Below are 22,590 nucleotides of genomic sequence, written 5' to 3' on the forward strand. Positions count from 1 at the left end.
ATTTATTTATTTCCGGTACCTGCCGCAGGGTCTTCTCCGCGGAAGTAATCATACCCCCTGTCTTTGCAATTTTTAATTTTCTTAAGCTGGAACCATACAACTGCCCATGGCTGAAGCAATATGGAAAATGAAATGCCGGAGGGCGAAGCACTGAGAGTCTCTGTATGTAGGAATGGCTGTGCGCTGTCTTTTAATATCTGAGTTTCTTCTTTTGAGAGCCAGGACGGTTCTCCCATATCATGCCAGTTTTTTCTGGGGTTTCCATGGGTTTCATCGACGGTTTTAGTGAGCAGACAGTATTCTCCTTCCTCTTTTTCCGGTAAAGCCAAATAAAGCCGCAGACATTCCTTCTGCTTCAGACATAAATTCCAGGCGGTTCCGCAATAGCTCCCATCATCTTTTTGTAAAACAATCAGTTCATCGGAACGGTGGATACATCTGCCCTGGAGCTTTTTAAAGAAGGCAAAGGTCCAGAATGTTGGTTTTGGAATGGTTCCGTTTGCAACCAGACCAAATCCGCCGTGAAATGGGGTAAAGGGCACGCCCTTCTCCTCAAAAATATCGCCGAACGTCCAGTAAGAATAGGATTCACAGAAATCCCCCAGCTTAGACAGAAGCCATGCCACATAGGCGGCGTTGACTGTGGTATCATGAATGGGACTGTCAGGGCTGTAGCTGGTGTTGAATTCCGTTATATGCATGGGCAGTCCTTTAAATGTATCAAAGCTGTCTATAATTTCCCGGGATACCTTCAGTTCATCCAAAGCAGCTGCTGGATCCCGTAAGGCTCCATAGCTGTAATGGCCGCATTGTTCCGGTTTCTCAAACATGTAATGGTGCCTTGTAATAAAATCCGGTTTCAGGTCCTGAGCGTCACAATATTCCAGGAATTTCCTAAGCCAGACAACGTCGTCAACTCCGCAGATTGCCGGTCCGCCTATGAGAAAGCGGCTGTCAGTCTTTTTTACTGCATAAAAAGTTTCCTGAAACAGGCGGAAATATTCTTCTCTGTCGGCATCTTTCCAGAAACCGGGAAGATTTGGCTCGTTCCATACCTCTACCGGCCAGGTCACTACCTCTTCCTTTCCATAACGCTCCATAAGGTGTAAAAGAACAGCCTGTACCAGACCGGACCATGCCTCATAGCTTTTGGGCGGCGTGACATTTCCTTTCCAGTAAAATACGGTCTGATCACCGGAAGCCATCTTATAAGGCATAAATCCCAGCTCTATAAACGGTTTAATCCCCAGCTTCTGATAAGCATCCATAACCATATCTAAATATGTATAATTGTATTCCACCCTGATGCTGCCTGATTCATCCGTATATTCCTGATAAATCGCCATATCATCACAAAAGATCCCATGCCCTCTGATGTGGCTGAAACCAATCTGTTCCTGCACCAGCTTTAACTGTTCCTGATACTGCTGCTGCAGGGCCAGCCCCATACGCCCGGTTCCGACACAGTAATCTGCATGATTCTTAAAACTACATTCTGTTTCATTTCCAATCTGGTAACTGATTTGCTTTTCCATTGAAATCCCCTTCCCCTGAATCTGATCTGATTTTTCTGGCTGTGCTGCTTTAACGCCTGCCCTATATTATAACATTTTTTATACTGGAAATGAATGTAAAATAATAAAAAGGAGCTTATTCACAGATTGATTGAAGGGATCCGGAATAAGCTTCTTATCATTCTTTTTTATTGCTCCTTTTCAGGAGGCGGAGGGGGTGCAACGAAATTTTCAGGAATGGCTGGATCCCTCATGCCATAGACCCGGCTGTATTCCTTGGTCTCCTGATTCTTTACTGTTTCAGAGCGGTTCATAGACAGAAATTTGGTCAGTTCGTAGCAGTCCACCCAGATTTCATTGTTTCCTTCTTTCTGGGATTCATCAAAGATCAGCTGGAGCCCGAAATGAAGATGAGGCTGGTTAATGTTATTGGTATTTTCTGTCCTGCTGTATCCGGTACGGCCCAGATATCCTATGACATCTCCTGCGTTTACAATGCTGCCCTGCTTTAATGATTTGTGATAGGGATAATTTTTCCTTAAATGGGCGTAATAGTAGTAGCGTTTTCCATCAAAACTGCGGATACCAAGCCTCCACCCGCCGTATTGATTCCACCCGATGGCTTCCACATAGCCGCTTTCCACCGCAATAACAGGAGTCCCGACCTGACCCATCATATCATGGCCTAAGTGCTGGCGTTTGAAACCGTAGGATCTGGCAGTTCCGAAATCGTCAAAATCATTGTATGGAAATCCTTTGGCAATGGGGCAATAACCTTTTAAACCGTATTTGGTCACCCAGACCTTATCGGGATTTACGGAACCATCCGGAAGTAAGTCCGGAGTGGCGTAGAGCGGGGCATTAGCAGAAGGAATCTGAATCTCATATTGTCCTACCAGACCGTCTAACACTGCTCCATAGGCTTCCCTGTAATAAGTGTAGTATTTCATTTTGCCGGTCAGCTCTTCCATGGTTTTTCCTGAGAGAAGCTGTTCAGCCAGTGAATCTAAATCTTTGCTGGAATATCTGGAGAAATCCCCCCCATATCTGGCCCCCAGATAGGCAAGCAAATCCACCCAGTTTAAATGAATATCAGACTGACAGGTGTTGACGTCATAGCGGAAGGCTTCCTGCATGGCTCTTGCAGTTACATCAAAATCCACCCATTTTATATATTTTTTCGCTTCCGATGAACTGGCTTTTTCTTCCTGGTTCACGACTGGAAATGAGAATCTGCCTCTGGGAGATATAAAAAAAAGAGAGACTAAAAGAAACGTAAGAATGATCACTTCTATGTAAATAATAAGATGATGCCGTGCTGCTGGGAAAGATGTAAAACTCTTTTTGAATAGGTTCATAAGAATTCTCCTTGTCGTTCCATGAAAGATGCATGTGAAAAGGGAAAGCAGCTTTCTTTGGCTTTCCCATATATGATATGCGAAAAGAACGGAGTTTATGACGGAAAAAGCGGAAAGCGGGTCATTGTTGGAAAAAGGGAGGGTTCATGCTATAATTTTAGCTAAGAATCAATATGAAAGAGAAAGAGGGGCTTAAAATGATTAATTTTGAATACTGTGTACCAACAAGGGTGATCTTTGGCCGTGATACCCATAAGAATATTGGAGAAGTGATTGCCGGATACGGATTTCATAAGATCATGGTTCATTTTGGCGGAGGAAGTGTAAAGAAAAGCGGACTTTTGGATCTGGTCCAGGATTCCTTAAAGCGTAATGGTATTGAATATGTCCTTTTTGGAGGAGTTAGTCCAAATCCGGGTCTTGGGCTTGCAGTGGAAGGAATGAAACTGTGCAGAAAGGAAAATGTGGAGTTTATTCTTGCAGTGGGAGGGGGAAGTGTGATTGATTCTGCAAAGTGCATTGCAGACGGAACCTTGAATCCGGATGTTGATCCATGGAACTATTTTATGAAAACAGCAGTTCCTAAGAAGGCCCTGCCACACGGGAATATTCTGACACTGTCTGCCTCCGGCAGCGAAACCAGCTTATCCTGTGTAATTACAAAAGAAGAGGAAGGCTTAAAAAGAGGATTTAACAGTCCCACTCACAGACCATTGTTTGCAGTGCTGAATCCGGAGCTGACTTTTACTGTGAATAAATTTCAGACAGGCTGCGGAACGGTGGATATTATGATGCATACGCTGGAGCGTTATCTGGGAGGACCGACAAAGGATACGCCTCTTACAGACCGGATTGCAGAAGGACTTTTAAAGTCTGTAATGGAAGCGGGGGAAAAGGCGGATAAGAATACAACTGATTATGAAGCACGCGCTACTCTCATGTGGGCTGGAAGTCTTTCCCATGATGGACTGACCGGACTTGGAAGAGATTATCTCATGCAGGTTCATCAGCTGGAACATGAACTCTCAGGGCTGTATCCTGAGATCGCCCACGGCGCCGGCTTGTCCGCTCTCTTTTGCTCCTGGGCAAGGTATGTATGCAAGGAATCACCAATGAGGTTTGCCCAGCTTTCCGTAAGGGTATTCAATCAGGAGATGGATTTTGAAAACCCGGTTTATACAGCATTAAAAGGGATTGAACGGTTAGAAGATTATTTTAAAAGCCTGGAGATGCCGGTTTCCTTACGGGAATTAAGTTCCTCCATCGGGGAAGCTGATTTTAAAGTAATGGCAGACAAATGTTCCGCAAAAGGAGAAAAGACTCTGGCAGGAATCCGGGAGCTGGGAAGAGAAGACATGATAGAAATCTACCGTATGGCATTTTAAGAAAAGTAAAGATATCCTGAATTAAAAAATCGGGACGGTGCGGAAACCGTTCCGATTAATATTTTAATAACAATTGTAGCATCCCATTTTACAGATACTCGTCACAACCGCCCTGACCTTATCGTGTTCTTTGCAAAAGGGTTTAAAAATGCACACCATAGTGATTGCATTCTGAGGAGGTCTGGTCATAATCGTGGAGTTGCAGATAAATCGGAAGTTGACTCCCCTGGCTTCCTGTGTTGCCACCAGATAGGGCTTGTAGGTAGTGCCGCGTAAATCCCTGGTGGCCTCATAGAAAATAGCCAGGTCTCTGCAGTCGACGTCACGGTAAGGGGTAAAGCCGCCCGGGCACAACATATGAGAAACTCCTTTGCTTTTTCTATTGTTATATCATATGCAGCACCGGGGACGAGCGTGAGTTTTTTTCATCTTTTATCAGGAAAGTTCAATGATTTCTCTGTCTTCCGGAATAAGAAGTTCTCCGGAAAAGAGGGGACTGCCTTCCGTGGTATAAAGCTCTTTCCTGTTTTCCAGATTTTTGTCTTCTGTATGCCACAGAATTAAATGGTCCGCCTTTAATTCTTCCGCAACCCGGCAGGCATCGGCAACCGTACTGTGATGCTTTTCGTAAGGCTTAAAAATTTCCCGGTCTCTGTAAAGGCAGAATGTTTCGTGTAGCAGCCAGCTGCTTCCTGCAGCAAATCCGGCGTATTCGGGATTATAGGGCTCATCACCGCAAAAGGTTAGGCGTTTTCCATTATTAAGAACTGTGGTGAATCCGTACTGCTCTGCTTTTGTGGAATGGATATCAAAAAAGGTGATATCATATCCAAGTATGGATCTGGTTTCTCCGTCTTCTACCGGAATGATATGAATCCTGGTTCCGATCAGCTCATAAAATTTTTTCTGCAGAGTCAGACGGCATAGTGTATCGATTACGGAAACCAGATTTTTATGGCTGTAAATATTTAAGTCTCCATCGTAGTTCCCGGATTTGATTCTGGTTCCGATAAAACGCACCATCCAGATAATGCCCAGAATGTGATCGGTATGTTCATGAGTTGCAAATATGTGATGGATATGGGACAGATCCACTTTCATATCATTTAATATAGAGAGGATTCCGTTGCCGCCTCCGGCGTCAATCATAAAATAATCCTCGTCTTTTTTTATTGCAAAGCAGGTATTATAGCATCTGGTGGCAGCGGCGTTGCCAGTTCCGAAAACATATAATTGTTCCATGGGTGTCTCCTTATAGTTGCGGGTGTTCCCGGTTTCACACTCAAAGCCTGGCGAATTATGAAAGACAGGCAGGCGAAAGGGGTTTAAAATTGACGTTTTTTATGATACTATAAAATTCAAAGCAATGCAACCGTGTCAAAAAAAAGGGAGAACGTATTTATGAAAGATTTGGCTTATTTAAAGCTTATGGCAAGGGAATATCCCACCATCCGGGCAGCTTCCAGTGAGATTATTAATCTGACGGCCATTCAGGGACTTCCCAAGGGTACAGAGTATTTTTTCAGTGACTTGCATGGGGAACATGAGGCATTTATTCATCTGCTGAGGAGCGCTTCTGGTGTGATCCGGGAAAAGATATCAGAAACGTTCAGTCATATTCTGCCGGAAAAGGAGGAGGTGGAGTTAGCAAACTTAATCTACTATCCGGACCGCATTATGAATCAGCTGGAGCTTAACGGACAGGCAGATGATGACTGGCAGAGAGTGACGATTTACCGTCTGGTTCAGATCTGCAAGGTAGTATCTTCAAAATACACCAGATCCAAGGTCAGAAAAAAGATGCCTCCGGAATTTGCCTATATCATAGATGAACTTCTTCATGTGGATTATAACGATGATAATAAAAGGGTATACTACAGCGAAATCATAAGGTCGATTATAGATATTCGCATTGGAGATAAATTTATCATAGCTCTTTGTGAACTGATTCAGAATTTAACAATTGACTGCCTTCATATCATTGGAGATATTTTTGACCGGGGCCCGAGAGCCGATATGATTATGAATGAACTCCTGCAGTTTCACGATGTGGACATTCAGTGGGGAAACCATGATATATCCTGGATGGGAGCAGCAACCGGCAATCTTGCATGTATCTGCAATGTTTTAAGAATTGCCATCAGCTATAACAGTTTTGATGTTCTGGAGGATGGTTATGGGATTAATTTAAGACCGCTTTCCATGTTTGCGGCAAGAGTATACCGTAATGATTCATGCGATCGTTTTTCTCCCCAGATTCTCGATGAAAATATTTACGATGCTGTGGATCCGGGCCTGGCAGCCAAGATGCATAAGGCAATTGCTGTGATTCAGTTTAAAGTAGAGGGGCAGATTATAAAGCGCCATCCGGAGTATGAAATGAATGACAGAATTTTATTGGAATCCATCGATTACGGGAAGGGGACCGTAACTGTGGAAGGAAAAGAATATCCGCTTCTTGATGCTTCCTTCCCGACCATTGATCCTGAAAATCCGCTGGCACTGAATGAAGAGGAAGAGGAACTTTTGAGAACTCTGCAGCTGTCATTTCTGCACAATGAGCTGCTTCACCGCCATGTCCGTTTCCTCTATTCTCATGGAAGCATGTATAAGTGCTATAATTCCAATCTTCTTTATCATGGATGTATTCCCATGCGGGAAGATGGTACATTTGATGAACTTCTGATGGAAGGTGCCTCCTATTCCGGGAAAGCGCTTATGGATTATGTTGATAATAAGGTCCAGAATGCCTATTTTCTTCCGGAGCATACTTTAGAGAGCAGGGATGCCAGGGATTTTATGTGGTATCTATGGTGCGGAGCCAAATCTCCGGTATATGGAAAAGGAAAAATGACGACCTTTGAGCATTATTTTATTGAAGACCATCAGACGCACATGGAGCCGATGAATCCATATTACCGATTGAGTATAAAGGAAGAATACTGCGAAAATATATTAAAAGAATTTGGACTTTGCGGAGAGAGCGCCCATATTATTAACGGCCATGTTCCGGTTAAGATAAAAGAAGGGGAATCTCCGGTAAAAGCAGGAGGAAGGCTTTTTCTTATAGACGGCGGGCTGTCGAAGGCATATCAGTCAAAAACAGGAATTGCAGGCTATACGCTGATCTATAATTCCAACCACCTGGCTTTAGCCCAACATAAGCCTTTTGATCCGGATAAGGAGAGTACACCAAAGGTTTCGGTTGTTGAGAACATGAAACACCGGGTGATGGTGGCCGATACGGATAAGGGAACGGAGCTGGCTGGAAGAATTGAGGATTTAAAGGAGCTGGTGGCAGCTTACAGGGAGGGAATCATGAAAGAACGGGTAGAGTAGTCTGGCACATTATGAAAAATTAAGATTTTTTTCAGATAAGATTTCTTTACGGAACCCCTGTCAAATGGTAGAATAGTCGAAAGTTACTTACTTTATTGAAGGAGGCTCAGATGAGCAGACAGGAATTTTTACAGCGTTTAAGGGATACCCTGACAGGGGAAGTTTCCGGCAGCGTGGTTGAAGAAAATATCAGATATTACGAAGAATATATCCGTGGAGAAGTTTTGAAGGGCTCTTCGGAAGAAGCTGTTACCGAAGCGATCGGAGACCCGAGACTGATTGCCAAGACAATTATAGAGGCCAGCGAGAATGCAAAAGAAAGCAGCAGCGGCAGTTTTTACAGCTCCTTTTCCGGAAAGGATCAGAATGTATATGAGGAACCCGGGCAGGAAAGACGGGGAATGCATTATTATGATTTAAGTAAATGGTATTGGAAGCTCCTTGGAGTTGTTGCAATTATTCTTTTTTTCTTCCTCGCTGCAACAATCGTTACCGGTATATTCAGCCTTCTGGCGCCTCTGATGGGACCGCTGCTTTTAGTTGGACTTATTTACTGGTTTATTAAAGGATTGAAACGATAATGTCACTGTTATGTAACAATATAAATGGAATATATTACAAAAATGTAACGGCATTTATGACTGTGAATGGTCATAAATGCCGTTTTTACTTGACAAATACGAAAAGAGAGGATATAATTCAAAATGTAACAATTACGTAACATTTAAGTCAAATATTTGCGGCGGGAATTATCTTACGCAGACAGGAGATTCAATATGAAATTCAGAATGTGGAAGGTCATGGGACTTTTAGGGCTTTTAACTACTTTAAATTTAAGCTTTCAGACAGAGGCGAAAGCTGCGGAGATCACAGTAGAAACCAGTACAACACTCTATGCAAGACTGGACAAGCCTGTATCTGTCAGATCAACTGCAGGGGATGACGGGGCAGTTGTGAGCGCTGCTTTGGAAGGACAGACCTGTGAGGTGGTAGAACCTGAAAAGGATGGCTGGCTGAAGGTGAAAGTGCCTGAGGGCGATGGATACATACGCAGTGACTCTGCGACACTGATCGAAAAGACACAGGAAAAGGTGGACGAGTCTGCCAGGGAACGCAAAGAGGTTGTGGACTATGCTCTTCAGTTCGTGGGAGGACGTTATGTATACGGCGGTGTAAATCCCAACACAGGTGTGGACTGTTCCGGTTTTACCAGATATGTTCTGAAAAAGTCTGCAAATGTTGAGTTAGATCACAGTTCCAGGTCACAGTCAGGGGAAGGAAAAATCATAAACTACGAACAGGCACGTCCCGGAGATCTGGTATTTTATGGAAAAAACGGATCCATCAATCACGTGGCTTTGTATATGGGCGACGGTAAAGTAGTCCATGCATCCACCGAAAAAACAGGAATTATCGTAACAAACGTCATGTATCGCAAACCTGTGAAATTTGTCAGTGTTTTAAACTAATATAATTTTAAATTCGTGCAGTTTTAAATAATACTTGACGAAAAGATAAAATAAATGTATAATAACCGTAATGAAATTAATAATTACGTAACATTTGAAACTCAAAAAGTAAAAATAGGAGCAGATTTCCCGATGATAAACAAAGTATGGAAAACGTTAGGACTTATGGCTTTTTGTGGAACAATGATCGTAGCAGTTCCTTCAGATGTAAGAGCAGATGAGATATCCGGTCCAGGATTAAGTTTTGGAAACTATATGGTAACCGTAAATTCCGATCAGGTTACAATCAGTAAAGATGAAGAGGGTACAGAACCCTTAATGAACGCTTCCAAAGGATCCGCCTTTGAAGTTGTGGAAGATATGGGAGATGGATATTTAAAGGTTAAGGTGAACGATACATATGGCTATTTGCCGGCGGAGGGAAGTGCCACTGTAACCGCAACCGATGAAGCGACGTTAAAAGCACTGGAAGAAAAAGCTCAGGCAGAGTCAACCGTTAATTTCAGACAAGGCATTGTTAATTATGCACTGCAGTTCGTAGGCGGACGTTATTCCTATGGCGGCAGTGATCCTCATACAGGAGTGGATTGCTCCGGATTTACAAGATATGTGATGCAGCACGCAGCAGGCCTTTCCATCAGCCGTTCTTCAGGAGGACAGGCTACACAGGGAAGAGCAGTCAGTGCAGATCAGATGCGTCCAGGCGACTTGATTTTTTATGGAAGCGGAAGCTCCATTAATCATGTAGCCATGTACATCGGGAATGGACAAGTAGTACATTCTTCAACTTACAGTACAGGTATTAAGACATCTCCGTGGAATTATCGGACACCTGTAAAAATTGTCAACATGCTTGGCGATTAATGAAATAGCGGATTACCGGATTTTGGAAAGGGATATAGGGCCTTCGGCATGGGATTGCCGGAGGTCTTTTGTTATGGGTGGTGAACTTGGGAGGTTATAGTATGTTGGGAAAAGTAATCGATTATTGATATGGGATATGTTACCATAGTGGCATGGAATATTCATTCTTGCGTTACTGACCTTTGTTTTTACTATAACAAAGAAGTAATACATAGAAAAAACCCCTGTGAACTTGACCGGTTCAGGGGTTCTTTCAATTCTTAAGCCAGGTCAATCACTTTGTGGGCGATTGTTCCTTTTGTTATTCTAAGATATCATTACTATTTGCTTCTTTCTAAGATCTAGGATATCATTACTGTAAATGTTTGTCAAGACGTGGGTTACTTGAGTTTCCGCAGATTTATGTGTATAAATATTTCATATCAGAAAATATATCAAACTTATTTAGAAATATTAAGAAATATTAAAGCTGGTGGAAATCGCAGTATCGCGAGGATAGCAAAAAAACAAACATTCGGAGGGTTTGACGAATCAAGCAAGTAAATGTATAGGTATTATGCCAAAGAGAAGCAACCGTAATAGGGGAGCTATTCGGCTGCTTCTGAGGGGAGTATAAATAATTAATAAGGATGAGGAATAATATTCCTCAAGTAAATTATAATATAGGCTATGTAAAAATGCAAAGTTATTTTAGAAACAAATTTAAAAAAATCAGAATTTTCCAAAATAAAAAAACTGAGTATATTCTGTCGGATTTTCGCCATACTACACCATGTAACAAAAAACACCCACAGGAGGTATGAAGATGTCAAAGAATAATTATAATGACAGCTACAACAATATGGATAATTCTACAAGGAATTACAACACATCAGGCCAGAACAACAACCAGAACAACAACCAGAATAACAATCAGAACAAGAGCACAAACAGCCAGAATAAGATGCAGGATACAAACCGTAATTGCAGCCGCGATTCCAGCCGAGACTCCAGCCGTGACTCCAGCCGTGACTCCAGCCGTGACTCCAGCCGCAACAACAACCAGAACAAATCTTTCTAATATTAGAAAAAATTAAAAAAAGGCGTGGGAAAGAGACAACGGGGTCCTTTCCCGTGCTTTTTTTTGCTTTTTCCCATTCTGAAAAATTCGGAATATATTATTACTAGAAAGGACAGGTGATAGTATGTTCAAGACAATACCGGTGTGGGAAGTCGATCAATATATAGAAAATAATGAAAATGTGATGATCATAGATCTTAGAACCCCTTTTTCTTATCAAAGAGGGCATTTAAAAGGAGCAGTAAATCTTCCTTATGAGCAGTATGATATCTGGAAAAAACAGCTGCCCAGAGAAAAACGTCTTATCTTCTATTGTTCCAGAGGCGGACAAAGCATGATGGTATGCAGACATTTGGAGGCAATGGGCTTTTATGTGATCAATCTGGCTAATGGAATTGGCTATTACAAGGGAAAATATATGGTACGTGGATAGGTATTCATTGACAGATATACCATTCAGGTCTTAAAATATACCTGATAACCAACAGAAGGAGAAAATACGTATGAAATATATGATTGCTTCCGACATTCACGGCTCCGCTTATTATTGCAGGAAGCTGTTAGATGCATATAAAAATTCAGGAGCAAAGAGACTGATCCTCCTTGGAGATATTCTTTACCATGGACCGAGAAATGATCTTCCCAAAGAATATGCGCCCAAAGAGGTCATCTCCATGCTGAACAGCTATAAGGACCAGATTTACAATGTGCGGGGAAACTGTGATACGGAAGTTGATCAGATGGTCCTGGAGTTCCCGGTCCTTTCTGATTACGCGTTGTTTGTGATTGACGGCCTTACTATTTATGCCACTCACGGACATATCTACAATAAGGAACATCTTCTGCCGATGCAAAAGGGAGATATTCTGCTTCACGGACATACGCATATCCTGACTGCTGAAACCTCAGGAGATATCATCATACTGAATCCAGGCTCTGTTTCAATTCCAAAAGGAGGAAATCCGCCTACGTATGCGCTGCTTGAAGACCGGATTTTCCGGATAATGGACTTTGAAGGTAATATTGTAAAAGAAATGAACTTAGGAGATTAATGTGAAAAAAACATATGAACTGATTGCACCCTGCCATTTTGGTATGGAAGCGGTATTAAAAAAAGAAATTACAGAACTTGGTTACGATATTACTTTAGTGGAAGACGGAAGAGTGACCTTTCTGGGTGATGATGAGGCAATTTGCCGTGCCAATGTATTTTTAAGAACTGCTGAACGGGTTCTTTTAAAAGCAGGAAGCTTTCATGCCGAGTCCTTTGAAGAGCTTTTTCAGGCGACTAAGACAATTCCATGGGAAGAATATATCCCTTCTGACGGAAAATTCTGGGTGGCAAAGGCCTCATCTATTAAGAGTAAGCTGTTCAGCCCTTCCGACATTCAGTCTATTATGAAGAAAGCCATGGTGGAACGAATGAAGGGCGCTTACAAAGTGGAGTGGTTTGAAGAGAATGGTGCAAGCTTTCCTCTTCGTGTTTTTCTGTATAAAGATGAGGTTACTGTTGGGATTGATACGACGGGAGATTCCCTTCATAAAAGAGGTTACCGTACACTCACCAGCAAGGCTCCCATTACGGAAACCCTGGCTGCAGCGCTGATCATGCTTACCCCATGGAACAAAGACAGGATTCTGGTGGATCCATTTTGCGGAAGCGGTACGTTTGTCATAGAGGCGGCCATGATGGCAGCCAATATGGCTCCGGGAATGAACCGGTCCTTCTTATCAGAAGACTGGAAAAATATCATACCAAGAAAGTGCTGGTATGATACCATGGATGAAGCCAATGATCTGGTGATGAATGATGTTAAGGTGGACATACAGGGATATGATATTGATCCTGAAATTGTAAAAGCAGCCAGAGCTAACGCAGAATCTGCAGGTGTGGACCATCTTATTCATTTCCAGCAGCGGTCAGTCGATGCATTAAGCCACCCCAAGAAATACGGTTTTATTATCACCAATCCTCCTTATGGTGAGCGTATTGAGGAGAAAAAGAATCTTCCGGAACTGTACCGTCAGATTGGAGAACGCTATGCCGCCCTTGATGCATGGTCTCTGTATATGATCACTGCGTACGAAGATGCAGAAAAGTATATCGGCAGAAAAGCAGATAAGAACCGAAAGATTTATAATGGAATGATGAAAACCTATTTCTATCAGTTTATGGGGCCGAAGCCTCCGAAAAGAAAAGCAGGAGATGAGTTTGAAAAATAAGACCCGGTTTGCCTTTTTTCTTGTTGTGCTGTGTGCGGCTGCCGCCTTAGGGGCGGATAAATTTGTTCCCTTACAGGCCGATAACCCGTATATGGGACAGCTTCCAGCTGTCTATGACGGAAGGAAAAATGGCCGCGCTCCGGCAGTGAAAAATCAGGGATCTCTTGGTACCTGCTGGGCATTTGCATCTTTACAGGCGTTGGAAGCCAGACTATTACCGGAAGAATCCTTAAATTTTTCCGAAGATCATATGTCTTTAAATAATGGATTTTTCATCCCACAGGAAGAGGGAGGGGAGTATACCATGTCAATGGCTTACCTCCTTTCCTGGCAGGGACCGGTACTGGAGACAGATGATCCTTATGGGGACGGAATATCTCCAAAAGGACTGAAAGCGGTAAAACATGTTCAGGAGATCCAGATGATACCTGGGAAAGATTACGAAAAAATAAAGCGGGCAGTTCTCCGTTACGGAGGAGTTCAGAGTTCACTCTATACTGCCATGAATGGGGCTAAGAGCCAGTCAGCCAGCTATAATGAGGAGGCGTCCGCTTATTGTTACATAGGCTCTGAGCCGCCCAATCACGATTCTGTGATTATCGGCTGGGATGATGGATTTTCCAGAGAGAATTTTAATGTCCCGGTGAATGGTGACGGGGCGTTTATCTGTATGAACAGCTGGGGAGATGGATTTGGTGACCAGGGCTTTTTTTATGTATCCTATTATGATTCCAACATCGGTATGAATAATATAGTGTATTCCGCAGTAGAGGATCCGGGCAGATATGACAGGATCTATCAGTCGGATTTACGGGGCTGGGCAGGCCAGCTGGGGTATGGCAGCGACACAGTCTGGTTTTCCAATGTGTATGAGGCGGAAGAATCCCAATATTTGAAGGCTGCCGGATTCTATGCGACTGCACCCCATACATCTTATGAAATTTACGCGGTGCGTAAGACTGGAAAAGAATCTGACATTATAAACGGCAATGAGTTTGACCGGAAAATTTTCCTTACAGACGGAGAGTTTGAGAATGCTGGTTACTATACCGTAGCCTTTGACAAAAAGATGAAAAAAGAACTGAAATTAAAAAAGGGAGAGCGGTTTGCAGTCATTGTGAAAATTACCACTCCCGATACAGTTCACCCTGCAGCGATTGAGTATGATGCAGGAGACGGAAGAACCTTTGTAGATTTATCTGATGGGGAGGGTTATATCAGTCCGGACGGCAGAGTGTGGGAGAGAGTGGAAGAAAAACAGAACTGCAATTTGTGTCTGAAGGCGTATACGGCTGCTCAATAGAAAAAGGTTTGAAGGAGAGAACAGATGAGGGAGAACAGGATTATTTTTGCAACTGGAAACGAAGGAAAAATGCGGGAGATCCGTGAAATCTTAAAAGATTTGGGAATGGAAGTGTGTTCCATGAAAGATGCCGGCATTCACCCTGATATAGAGGAAAACGGAGCCACTTTTGGGGAAAACGCAGAAATAAAAGCCATGGCAGTGTGGAAAAAGTCCGGAGGCATCGTTCTGGCTGATGATTCCGGTCTGGTGGTAGACTGCCTGGGCGGAGAGCCTGGAATTTACTCTGCCCGGTATATGGGAGAGGATACTTCCTATGAAATCAAAAACCAGACCATTTTAAACCGTGCAGCCCTTGCTGTTGGAGAGGAGAGGAGTGCGCGTTTTGTCTGTAACATTGCTGCAGTACTTCCCGACGGGTCTGTGCTTCATACGGAAGCAGCCATGGAGGGACTGATTGCTGATAAGCCGGCTGGAGGCGGGGGATTTGGTTATGATCCGATTCTTTATATACCAGAGTTTGATATGACTGCGGCGGAGCTTACCATGGACCAGAAAAACCGGATCAGTCACAGAGGGAAAGCGCTTGAAGCCATGAAAGATAAGCTGAAAGAGCAGTTTGGGGAGGAGACTCATGAAAGTACTGATTGTCAGTGATACTCACCGGAAGGATGAAAATCTTATGCGGGTGATCGAGGAAAACAAACCCTTTGACATGCTGATCCACCTGGGAGATTCAGAAGGCAGTGAAAAGAAGATTGAGAGCTGGCTGGATGAGGGCTGTGAGCTTCACATGGTTCTTGGAAACAATGATTTTTTCTCAGATCTGGAACGGGAAAAGGAAATTAAAGTGGGCAGTTACCGGATACTTCTGACCCATGGGCATTACTACAATGTATCTCTGGGAGTGGAGCGGCTGGAAGCGGAGGCCAGAGAGCGGAATATTCAGATCGCCATGTATGGGCATACCCACAGACCGTTTTATGAGGTACATAACGGGATTATAATCTTAAATCCCGGAAGTATGTCCTATCCCCGCCAGGAAGGCAGAAGACCCTCTTATATGATCATGGAACTGGATGAGCAGGGAGAAGTTCATTTTACTCTGAATTTTCTGGAAAAAATATAAATACAAATAAAACCCTGACAGAGAGACTTGATGACTCATGTTCTCTGTCAGGGTTTTGTTTTTTATTTTCAACTATTTCCAGCCCTCTGGCAGGTATGCCAGGGTGTTTGCAATCATATCGTCTGCAAGTTTCTTCACTTCTGCGTCGCCGGCTCTGCCCTTAACCAGGGGATCACTTAGGAAAGCTTCATAAACCAGAGTGCGGTCACAGGTAAGAGCTGCGTTTAAAATGCGTTCGTGATTAGCAACGTGAGGCTTGATAAGTTCCAGGACTTCTTCCGGAATTGTTCCTGCTATGACAGGCTTAATGCTGTCGCGGCTGAATACTGCATTTGTCTCTACAACGGCATCTTTTGGCAGGTTTGCAATCTGTAAGAAGGAGTTTGGTATGTTTACATTGCTAATGGTGCGATCCAGGCCGCATAAAGATTTAATTAAAAGAATTCCTTCTTCTCCTGACGGCTTTAACTCAATTTCTTCTTCTCCATTTGCCAGGCGGCGGCTCTTTGCCAGACGTTCTTTTAAGTCATTCTTTCTCCAGTCAACTGTGGTGAGTCCGAATTTCCAGGATTTCACTGTCTCCGGATCTTTGAGATAGTCGGTTCCAGGCATGAATTCTGCAAGATGACGGTCTCCCGCAGCTGCAATCAGGCCATAGCGGCGGAAAAGGTCGAATTTTACCCGGTGCGCACACTCAAAAGTGCTGTTTGCCCAGTTCTTATCCGGCTCTTCATAGCCCTCCTCATAATGAGCATCAATATAATCACGGTAAACGGGGAATAAATCGATTCCTTTATAGGAAGCTTCATCAAACCAGGTAAAATGGTTAATACCCAGAACGTTTACATGAATGTCTCTGCGGTCAATGGATTCCAGTCCAAAGGTTTCCTCGCAGATTCCCTTTAATACCTTCTGGGTGCCGAATACTTCATGGCAGCAGCCAAAGGCTTTAATCTGGGGAAATACATGATAAAGAGTCTTAACACACAAAGACATGGGATTGGTATAGTTAATTACCCATACATCGGGTGCATATTCCTTAATTGCCTCCGCAATGGTTACAAACATTGGTATGGTGCGCAGTGCACGGATCATTCCGCCAGGGCCCGCCGTATCCCCGACTGACTGATAGATACCAAGTCTTTCCGGAAGATGGACATCAGAATCCATCTCGTCAAAGGTACCGGGGAGAATGGAGATTACTGCAAAATCGCAGCCTGTCAGCGCATCTTTTAAGGAATCAGACTGGACGTAATCCCATTTTCCAATGGTGTCTCTGCGTGCGCTCAGATGGCTGCCGATGATTTCATTGTTTTTGGAAGCAGCAGGATCAATGTCATAAAGCCGGATGGTTCCGCTCATGGAATCATCCATGGAAAGGTCCGTCATAAAGGTCCAGGCCCAGCCTCTGGAGCCTCCGCCGATGTAAGCGATCTGAATGTCGCTTACTTTGTTGTTTTCGTATTTCATAAAGGTTTCCTCCTGAAACTAAGAAATATTAAATAGGTTCGTATCACTCTCTATTGCATATTATAATGCATTATAGTATTATAATACTTATATAATTGATGCTTATTTCATGATAATCATACTTTTGGATACTGATTTGGAGGGGGAAATGGAACGTATCATATTTGAGGAGAGCATGGAAGGCGTTGTCATCGATGAGGTGGTGCGGGATGACGGATTTTCCATGACAATGAAGCATTTTCATGATACCTATGAACTGTATTTTCTCTTAAGCGGGGAACGTTATTATTTTATTGAAAAAGAGACCTATTACGTGAAAACAGGAGATGTGGTTTTGGTCAACCGGCAGCAGGTGCATAAGACGAGCCAGGCAGGGAGCGGAAGCCATGACCGGATTTTACTTCAGCTTAACGGGAGGTATTTAGAAACCTGGTTAAACCATGCGGGAGTTTATTCCCTGGAAAAGCTTTTCGGAGATTATTATGGTGTAGCCAGACTTTCGGAAAAGGAATGGGAGGAGATGAAGACCCTGCTTCTGTCAATCAGAGACGAATTAAGGGGCAGGAGGGAGCGGTATGAAGTCATGGTCCGTCTTATGATTTCCAGAATTCTTCTTATGGTTTACAGAAGCCGGAAGAAAAATGTATTAAAGGATATGCCTCCTACGGTTCAGACTTCAAAGCATGGAAAAGTACATGAGGTGGCGGAGTATTTAACGCTCCATTGTGAGTCAGCGGAAAGTCTGGAGGAACTGGCGGAACGTTTTTTTATCAGCAAATCCTATTTAAGCAGGATCTTCCGGGAAGTGACGGGATTCTCTGTCAATGAATACCGGAATTTAGCAAGGGTGCGAAAAGCCAGAGAGCTTCTTTTAAACAGTGAATATTCAGTAACAGAGATATCAGAACTTCTGGGGTTTGAGAGTGTCACATATTTTGAACGGGTATTTAAAAAGCATACCGATGCCACGCCTTTGAAATACAGAAAAGAGACGAAAAGAACGGAGCAGTAAACGTTCTTTTCGTCTCTCTTTGTATGGTCAGACAGCTATTTCTCAAGTGCCTCACAGAGTGCGGTGAGAGCAAGTGCCTGACCATAAGCCATAGGCATGATCAGGACATTCTTATAGTGGTCGCCGTCCATTCCGATTCCGGTTCCTGCAGATACATTCAGTACAGTTCCGTCCCCGGAGACATTATCGCAGATCGCTAAGATTGCACGATCAGCAGCTTTTTTATACTCATCGCCCAGAACTCCGCCTTTTACGCCTCTTAAAATTCCAGCGGCAATGGCAGCTGAGCCGGATACTTCTTCGTAGCTTGTTTCATCTGTCAGAACTGTCCGCCACAGTCCGGAGGGCGCCTGGAGCTTTAAGAGCGCCGCTGCCTGGGACTTAAAGGTATCAATCAGATAGGTTCTTACTCCTTCATTTAAATCATCCCCGCAGGTATCTATAAATTCCATGATTCCGTAGGTGAACCAGGAATTTCCCCTGCACCAGAAGACACCGCCAAAATTATCCATTCGTTCAAAACTGAATCCATGATGGAAAAGTCCGGTCTGTTTATCAAATAAATATTTGATGTGTACCAGAAACTGATGGAGGGCTTCATTTTTCCAGGCTGGATTTTCTGCCTGCTGCCCCATTTTGTTTAAGAAGAGTACGGACATAAACAGAGTGTCGATCCATATCTGACCTTCATTGAGGGTTACCCCGTTCCGATCCCCAATAGCGCTGGTTACGTGCTGAAAGCCATTGTCTGCCGTCCTGGGAAGCCCGTTAATCAGCCAGTCTGCCTGCTGTGTGCAGAGCTTATAAAGGCTCTCTGAGTCCTTAAGCCTGCTGTGAAGGCAGGAAAGGGGAAGAAATGGAGCGGTTGTATTGATGTTTTTGGAGGGGAGTCCATTTTTCAAATGGCCGCTGTACCAGGTTTCAAAGAAAGGAAGGTACCGGTCGTCTCCGTAGAATTCCTGCAGTTTATATAAGCCGTAAAGACCAACGCCCTGAGGCCAGTCCCATTCTTCAATTCCGAAATCTCTCTGGATGATTCCCTTTTTGGTGTCTGTAGAACTGACGGCTTTATCTTTGTCATAGTCACAGCCTCCCAGATTCATAAGCTTTTCCACCACCAGATGGATTTTTTCAAGCAGTCTTTCATTTGTCATTGTTGTCATTCTCCTTTATGCTTTGTGTTTTTTAGTTTTTCAATATAATCTGTGGGCGGAAGACCCGTATATCGTTTAAATACCTGGCTGAAGTACTGGGGATTGCTTCCAAATCCCACCTGCCTTGCGATCTGTTTGATGTTGTCGTTGTGATAGAAGGTCATCAGCCGTATGGCTTCCTCCATACGCTCCTTATTTAAATAATCGGAAAAGCGCATTCCTTCTTCTTTCACAAACTGCTTGCTTAAATATCCGACGCTGACAAACAGGTAATTTTCAGCCAGCCATTTTAAAGACAGATTTTCAGAATCCAGATGTTCCCTGATATAAGTCTTTAAAAGAGCGATGTTGGAGCTTGACTTATGGCCTCCTGTTTCATGCTCCTTCTGTACCAGAACGACTGACAGAAGGTTTCGGATTTCGGAAACGTTATCGCAGGAATACAGACGTCTAAAAAAGTCACAGGCTGCATCAATGGGCGGTTTTTCCTGATTTAAGTCTGCCTGCAGAAAGAGGCCAAGTGCAAGACTTCTGGCAGTGGCCGGCGGCATGGAGTCAATAAAAACGGAATTTAAAAGTTCCGTAGCCTGAACAATGTCCGGTGCAGAGGTAATGGAATCCTCTAATCGGCTGATCATCCATGGAGCCGTAATATGATTCCTGATCTCATAGCTTTCCCCTTTTTCGCTGAGCAGAAGAATCCGTTCAAAACGGGAAATTTTCTGGATCACAAAGTGAAAAAGTTTTTCGGAGGTCTCCATATGGATAAATTCCGTTTCAAAGGTGACGGACTGATTGGGATAATGCAGTTTTAGTATGGAGTTTTTGACCCTTTCCTGTATTGCGAGAGTGGAAGCAGGAAAGATTAAGACTGCAGTGTTTTTTACATAAAGTATGGAAAAATCCATGTGGAGTCCTTCTGAACCCAGAATTTTAACGATATCAGAAGTGAAATTTTTTAAATACGGTTCTTCTACAAAGGAGCAGATGCATGCATTGAGGCAGTTTTCAGGCAGGGATAACAACTCCTGATATTTGCAAAATACGCCTGAAAAGGTATCCTGATGCTCCAGAAGTTCCATGATGAAGCTTTGTTCCAACGGAATGTGGAGAGTTTTTAAAAGGTCCTGCTGCTGGGATATGCGGCGGGACTCCTCCTGCAGGCGTTCTTTCCGGATGGAAACAAGGGAATCAATCAGTTCATTTTTATCCGTAGGCTTTAATAAATAAAAACGGACTCCGTATTTCATCGCCTGCTTGGCATATTCAAAGTCATTGTAGCCGGAAAGCAGAATAAAGGAGATTTTAGAATCTGTTTTCATGGACCTTTCGATTAAATCCAGCCCGTTTAAAATGGGCATCCGGATATCGGTGATTACCACATCCGGATATTCATCACATATGATGTCATAAGCTTCCATTCCATTTTTGGCAGTTGCAATCAGCTCATAGCCTAAGGATTCATAATCGACCATTTGGGAAAGCGCTTCTCTGATAATCTGTTCATCATCCACAATCATTAATCTCAGCATGTCAAACCTCCTGTTCTTTTGGAATAGACAGCATAACAACTGCCATTCCGTTCTTATTATAAAAATTCAGTCCGTAATTGTTGCCATAGAGTAATTTTAACCTGGAATTAATGTTCACCAGCCCCACACCTGATCCCTGGGGCAGGATTTCCCTGCTTTCAATTTTGGAGAGTAAGTCAGGTTCAAAACTGGAACCGGTATTGGATACCTTGATCTGATAATCCAGTTCCATTTCCTTAATTGTAACACGAATGCAGCACATTTCGTCCGTAGCTTCCATGGCATGCTTCAGCGCATTTTCCACAAGAGGCTGTATACATAGTTTTGGGACAAAAATGTGGGAAATATTCTCCGGAATATCCAGTTCAAAGTTCAGCCTGTCCTTAAAGCGCATTTCCTGAATCCGGATGTAGTCCTTTAACACTTCCAGCTCGTCAGAGAGAGGGATGATATCCTTTTGCCCTGCAATGGAAGCACGGAATAAGTTCCCGAGAGAGCGGACCATCATGGAGATATCGTCAGCTTCGTATTTTTGGGCCATCCAGTTGATGGTATCCAGCGTGTTGTATAAAAAGTGGGGATTAATCTGCTGCTGAAGCATCTTAATCGTGGAATCTCTTAAAAGCAGCTGTTTGTCATAATTTTCATCTCTTAGTACTTTTACGCTGTGGGTCATCTCATCAAAGCTGCGGTGGAGCTGACCGATTTCATCCTGTCTGTTCTCATAATCATAGGACTTTATGCTGAGGTCAGGAGCTTCCCCGTTTCCAAAACGCTGGATTTTTTCAATTAAGTAATCCAGGTGGCGGAAAATATAGCGGAAAAGTAAATTAACCAGAATTGCCGTAACCAGGATAATGAAAAAGGTAAATAAAAGAATCTGCATGGTAATAAGGCGGACGTTGTTAAACAGGGGGTTATAATCTCTGAAATAGAGGTAGTCCCAGCCAGTATAGGGAATATAGCCGGTTATTATAAACTCCTTTTTATGATCCAAAGAGGCTATTGTATAGGTATTTTCCCTGTCCTGTCTGTCAGCGATGAGTTCCAGACAGTATTCCTGGTGATAGGACTGCGCCGGATAGATCCGCTTTTCTCCGGTCATTAAAACGAATCTGGAATTGTCCGCCAGACTTCCGGAACTTTTTAAACCATCCTCAATCATACGCTCCATGTCAACGGTAATATAGAGTCCTGCCAGCTTTTTCAGGCTTAAATATTTCAGCTTTAAGATCTGCCGTGCACATACGGTGTCATCACCAGGTTCAATGGCGGAGTACCATATGGCTTTGCCCTTTAAGCGGTCAATTGCCTGATCAAGCTCCATACGGTTGAATCTGTCGATATCATCCGAACGTCCCATGCAGATATTGGATCCGTCATCTAATACGATGTTGATGGATTTGACATATCTGCTCTGGTAAATATAGGAGTAGAGCTGCTGATAAATGTCTCTTTTTGCAAGAGCTCTCCGGTCACTGTATGGTTTTTCCATAAGAAAAGACAAATTCTCCTGCAAAACGGCATCTCCAATTATGTTGTCCGTCACATTTTCAACCATCTGCATTTCCGATTCCAGATAGGTGGTTACGTGGCTTAAGGAGTCGGCATTTGCCTGGTAAAGTACTTCGTTATAGCGGTGGGTCAGAATCCGTATGCTGATGAGGATTGTGAGGCACAGGGTGAAAAGAGCAAGGAGAAAAACCGTCAGTATTTTTTTGTATAAAGACAGGTTGTTAAACCAGACCGTACATCGTTTCATAATCAGATTTCCTTTC

General features: G+C 43.3%; 21 protein-coding genes. 13 read left to right on the forward strand and 8 right to left on the reverse strand.

The genetic code is table 11. The features are described from left to right. Nucleotides 1-2 precede the first annotated feature (2 nt). Nucleotides 3-1,535 carry a GH39 family glycosyl hydrolase gene (locus tag V7D18_RS03805; RefSeq protein ID WP_426151604.1) on the reverse strand — a complete coding sequence of 511 codons (1,533 nt, stop codon included), beginning with the start codon at nt 1,533-1,535 and terminating at the stop codon, nt 3-5. A gap of 167 nt (nt 1,536-1,702) precedes the next feature. Next, a complete protein-coding gene (locus tag V7D18_RS03810) occupies nt 1,703-2,872 on the reverse strand; it encodes a M23 family metallopeptidase (RefSeq protein ID WP_426151606.1) in 1,170 nt (389 codons plus the stop codon). A gap of 197 nt (nt 2,873-3,069) precedes the next feature. On the opposite strand from V7D18_RS03810, the gene V7D18_RS03815 reads away from it, so the two are divergent. Next, the gene (locus tag V7D18_RS03815; RefSeq protein WP_426151608.1) at nt 3,070-4,257 is read left to right on the forward strand and encodes an iron-containing alcohol dehydrogenase; all 1,188 of its coding nucleotides are present in this window, start codon (nt 3,070-3,072) and stop codon (nt 4,255-4,257) included. Nucleotides 4,258-4,320: 63 nt separating this feature from the next. Here V7D18_RS03815 and V7D18_RS03820 read toward each other — a convergent pair whose 3' ends face one another. Then, on the reverse strand, nt 4,321-4,614 hold the full coding sequence (locus V7D18_RS03820; protein ID WP_426151610.1) for a hypothetical protein: 294 nt from the start codon (nt 4,612-4,614) through the stop codon (nt 4,321-4,323). Nucleotides 4,615-4,692: 78 nt separating this feature from the next. Next, nucleotides 4,693-5,499: an MBL fold metallo-hydrolase gene (locus tag V7D18_RS03825; RefSeq protein ID WP_426151612.1), complete on the reverse strand. Its 807-nt coding sequence runs from the start codon at nt 5,497-5,499 to the stop codon at nt 4,693-4,695. A 159-nt stretch (nt 5,500-5,658) separates the two neighbouring features. Here V7D18_RS03825 and V7D18_RS03830 point away from each other — a divergent pair, with 159 nt between their 5' ends. From V7D18_RS03830 to V7D18_RS03880, 11 genes are all read left to right on the forward strand, one after another. Further along, complete coding sequence (locus V7D18_RS03830; RefSeq protein ID WP_426151614.1) at nt 5,659-7,596, forward strand: fructose-1,6-bisphosphatase; 1,938 nt, start codon at nt 5,659-5,661, stop codon at nt 7,594-7,596. 110 nt (nt 7,597-7,706) lie between these two features. Next, complete coding sequence (locus tag V7D18_RS03835) at nt 7,707-8,177, forward strand: HAAS signaling domain-containing protein (RefSeq protein ID WP_426151616.1); 471 nt, start codon at nt 7,707-7,709, stop codon at nt 8,175-8,177. Between the two features lie 195 nt (nt 8,178-8,372). Then, a complete protein-coding gene (locus V7D18_RS03840) occupies nt 8,373-9,065 on the forward strand; it encodes a C40 family peptidase (protein ID WP_426151618.1) in 693 nt (230 codons plus the stop codon). Between the two features lie 132 nt (nt 9,066-9,197). Then, nucleotides 9,198-9,929, forward strand: coding sequence for a C40 family peptidase (locus tag V7D18_RS03845; RefSeq protein ID WP_426151620.1), 732 nt, complete (start codon nt 9,198-9,200; stop codon nt 9,927-9,929). Between the two features lie 805 nt (nt 9,930-10,734). Then, nucleotides 10,735-10,989 (forward strand): hypothetical protein, encoded by a 255-nt coding sequence (locus tag V7D18_RS03850; protein ID WP_426151622.1) that lies wholly within the window; start codon nt 10,735-10,737, stop codon nt 10,987-10,989. A gap of 124 nt (nt 10,990-11,113) precedes the next feature. Continuing rightward, complete coding sequence (locus V7D18_RS03855; RefSeq protein ID WP_426151624.1) at nt 11,114-11,422, forward strand: rhodanese-like domain-containing protein; 309 nt, start codon at nt 11,114-11,116, stop codon at nt 11,420-11,422. Between the two features lie 70 nt (nt 11,423-11,492). After that, nucleotides 11,493-12,041: a phosphodiesterase gene (gene yfcE / locus V7D18_RS03860; RefSeq protein WP_426151626.1), complete on the forward strand. Its 549-nt coding sequence runs from the start codon at nt 11,493-11,495 to the stop codon at nt 12,039-12,041. Between the two features lies 1 nt (nt 12,042). Further along, nucleotides 12,043-13,212: a THUMP domain-containing class I SAM-dependent RNA methyltransferase gene (locus V7D18_RS03865; protein ID WP_426151628.1), complete on the forward strand. Its 1,170-nt coding sequence runs from the start codon at nt 12,043-12,045 to the stop codon at nt 13,210-13,212. After that, a complete protein-coding gene (locus V7D18_RS03870; protein ID WP_426151630.1) occupies nt 13,202-14,515 on the forward strand; it encodes a lectin like domain-containing protein in 1,314 nt (437 codons plus the stop codon). Before V7D18_RS03865 ends, V7D18_RS03870 begins: the two co-directional genes overlap by 11 nt. Before the next feature lie 24 nt (nt 14,516-14,539). After that, nucleotides 14,540-15,172, forward strand: coding sequence for an RdgB/HAM1 family non-canonical purine NTP pyrophosphatase (gene rdgB / locus V7D18_RS03875; RefSeq protein WP_426151632.1), 633 nt, complete (start codon nt 14,540-14,542; stop codon nt 15,170-15,172). After that, entirely contained in the window at nt 15,150-15,644 is a 495-nt protein-coding gene (locus tag V7D18_RS03880) for a YfcE family phosphodiesterase (RefSeq protein WP_426151634.1), read from the forward strand. The genes rdgB and V7D18_RS03880 overlap by 23 nt, the downstream gene beginning before the upstream one ends. A gap of 72 nt (nt 15,645-15,716) precedes the next feature. Here V7D18_RS03880 and V7D18_RS03885 read toward each other — a convergent pair whose 3' ends face one another. Further along, nucleotides 15,717-17,114, reverse strand: coding sequence for an alpha-glucosidase/alpha-galactosidase (locus tag V7D18_RS03885; protein ID WP_426151636.1), 1,398 nt, complete (start codon nt 17,112-17,114; stop codon nt 15,717-15,719). Nucleotides 17,115-17,262: 148 nt separating this feature from the next. Here V7D18_RS03885 and V7D18_RS03890 point away from each other — a divergent pair, with 148 nt between their 5' ends. Next, entirely contained in the window at nt 17,263-18,126 is an 864-nt protein-coding gene (locus V7D18_RS03890; RefSeq protein WP_426151638.1) for an AraC family transcriptional regulator, read from the forward strand. Nucleotides 18,127-18,161: 35 nt separating this feature from the next. Here the strand turns inward: V7D18_RS03890 and V7D18_RS03895 are convergent, their stop codons facing one another. From V7D18_RS03895 to V7D18_RS03905, 3 genes are read right to left on the reverse strand one after another with little or no spacing between them, the layout of a single operon-like run. Next, nucleotides 18,162-19,289 (reverse strand): glycoside hydrolase family 88/105 protein, encoded by a 1,128-nt coding sequence (locus tag V7D18_RS03895; RefSeq protein WP_426151640.1) that lies wholly within the window; start codon nt 19,287-19,289, stop codon nt 18,162-18,164. Next, nucleotides 19,286-20,812, reverse strand: a complete 1,527-nt coding sequence (locus V7D18_RS03900; protein ID WP_426151642.1) for a response regulator transcription factor — start codon at nt 20,810-20,812, stop codon at nt 19,286-19,288. The genes V7D18_RS03895 and V7D18_RS03900 overlap by 4 nt, the downstream gene beginning before the upstream one ends. Before the next feature lies 1 nt (nt 20,813). Then, nucleotides 20,814-22,574, reverse strand: a complete 1,761-nt coding sequence (locus V7D18_RS03905; protein ID WP_426151644.1) for a sensor histidine kinase — start codon at nt 22,572-22,574, stop codon at nt 20,814-20,816. Nucleotides 22,575-22,590: the final 16 nt, after the last annotated feature.

This window comes from Lacrimispora sp. 38-1 (assembly GCF_049890855.1).
GTDB lineage: Bacteria > Bacillota > Clostridia > Lachnospirales > Lachnospiraceae > Lacrimispora.

Coding starts and splice junctions, on each gene's coding strand:
- V7D18_RS03805 (WP_426151604.1), bottom strand. CDS start 1,535: ATGGAAAAGCAAATCAGTTACCAGATTGGAAATGAAACAGAATGTAGT.
- rdgB (WP_426151632.1), top strand. CDS start 14,540: ATGAGGGAGAACAGGATTATTTTTGCAACTGGAAACGAAGGAAAAATG.
- V7D18_RS03815 (WP_426151608.1), top strand. CDS start 3,070: ATGATTAATTTTGAATACTGTGTACCAACAAGGGTGATCTTTGGCCGT.
- V7D18_RS03895 (WP_426151640.1), bottom strand. CDS start 19,289: ATGACAACAATGACAAATGAAAGACTGCTTGAAAAAATCCATCTGGTG.
- V7D18_RS03885 (WP_426151636.1), bottom strand. CDS start 17,114: ATGAAATACGAAAACAACAAAGTAAGCGACATTCAGATCGCTTACATC.
- V7D18_RS03840 (WP_426151618.1), top strand. CDS start 8,373: ATGAAATTCAGAATGTGGAAGGTCATGGGACTTTTAGGGCTTTTAACT.
- V7D18_RS03810 (WP_426151606.1), bottom strand. CDS start 2,872: ATGAACCTATTCAAAAAGAGTTTTACATCTTTCCCAGCAGCACGGCAT.
- yfcE (WP_426151626.1), top strand. CDS start 11,493: ATGAAATATATGATTGCTTCCGACATTCACGGCTCCGCTTATTATTGC.
- V7D18_RS03855 (WP_426151624.1), top strand. CDS start 11,114: ATGTTCAAGACAATACCGGTGTGGGAAGTCGATCAATATATAGAAAAT.
- V7D18_RS03825 (WP_426151612.1), bottom strand. CDS start 5,499: ATGGAACAATTATATGTTTTCGGAACTGGCAACGCCGCTGCCACCAGA.
- V7D18_RS03900 (WP_426151642.1), bottom strand. CDS start 20,812: ATGCTGAGATTAATGATTGTGGATGATGAACAGATTATCAGAGAAGCG.
- V7D18_RS03880 (WP_426151634.1), top strand. CDS start 15,150: ATGAAAGTACTGATTGTCAGTGATACTCACCGGAAGGATGAAAATCTT.
- V7D18_RS03845 (WP_426151620.1), top strand. CDS start 9,198: ATGATAAACAAAGTATGGAAAACGTTAGGACTTATGGCTTTTTGTGGA.
- V7D18_RS03890 (WP_426151638.1), top strand. CDS start 17,263: ATGGAACGTATCATATTTGAGGAGAGCATGGAAGGCGTTGTCATCGAT.
- V7D18_RS03905 (WP_426151644.1), bottom strand. CDS start 22,574: ATGAAACGATGTACGGTCTGGTTTAACAACCTGTCTTTATACAAAAAA.
- V7D18_RS03820 (WP_426151610.1), bottom strand. CDS start 4,614: ATGTTGTGCCCGGGCGGCTTTACCCCTTACCGTGACGTCGACTGCAGA.
- V7D18_RS03830 (WP_426151614.1), top strand. CDS start 5,659: ATGAAAGATTTGGCTTATTTAAAGCTTATGGCAAGGGAATATCCCACC.
- V7D18_RS03835 (WP_426151616.1), top strand. CDS start 7,707: ATGAGCAGACAGGAATTTTTACAGCGTTTAAGGGATACCCTGACAGGG.
- V7D18_RS03850 (WP_426151622.1), top strand. CDS start 10,735: ATGTCAAAGAATAATTATAATGACAGCTACAACAATATGGATAATTCT.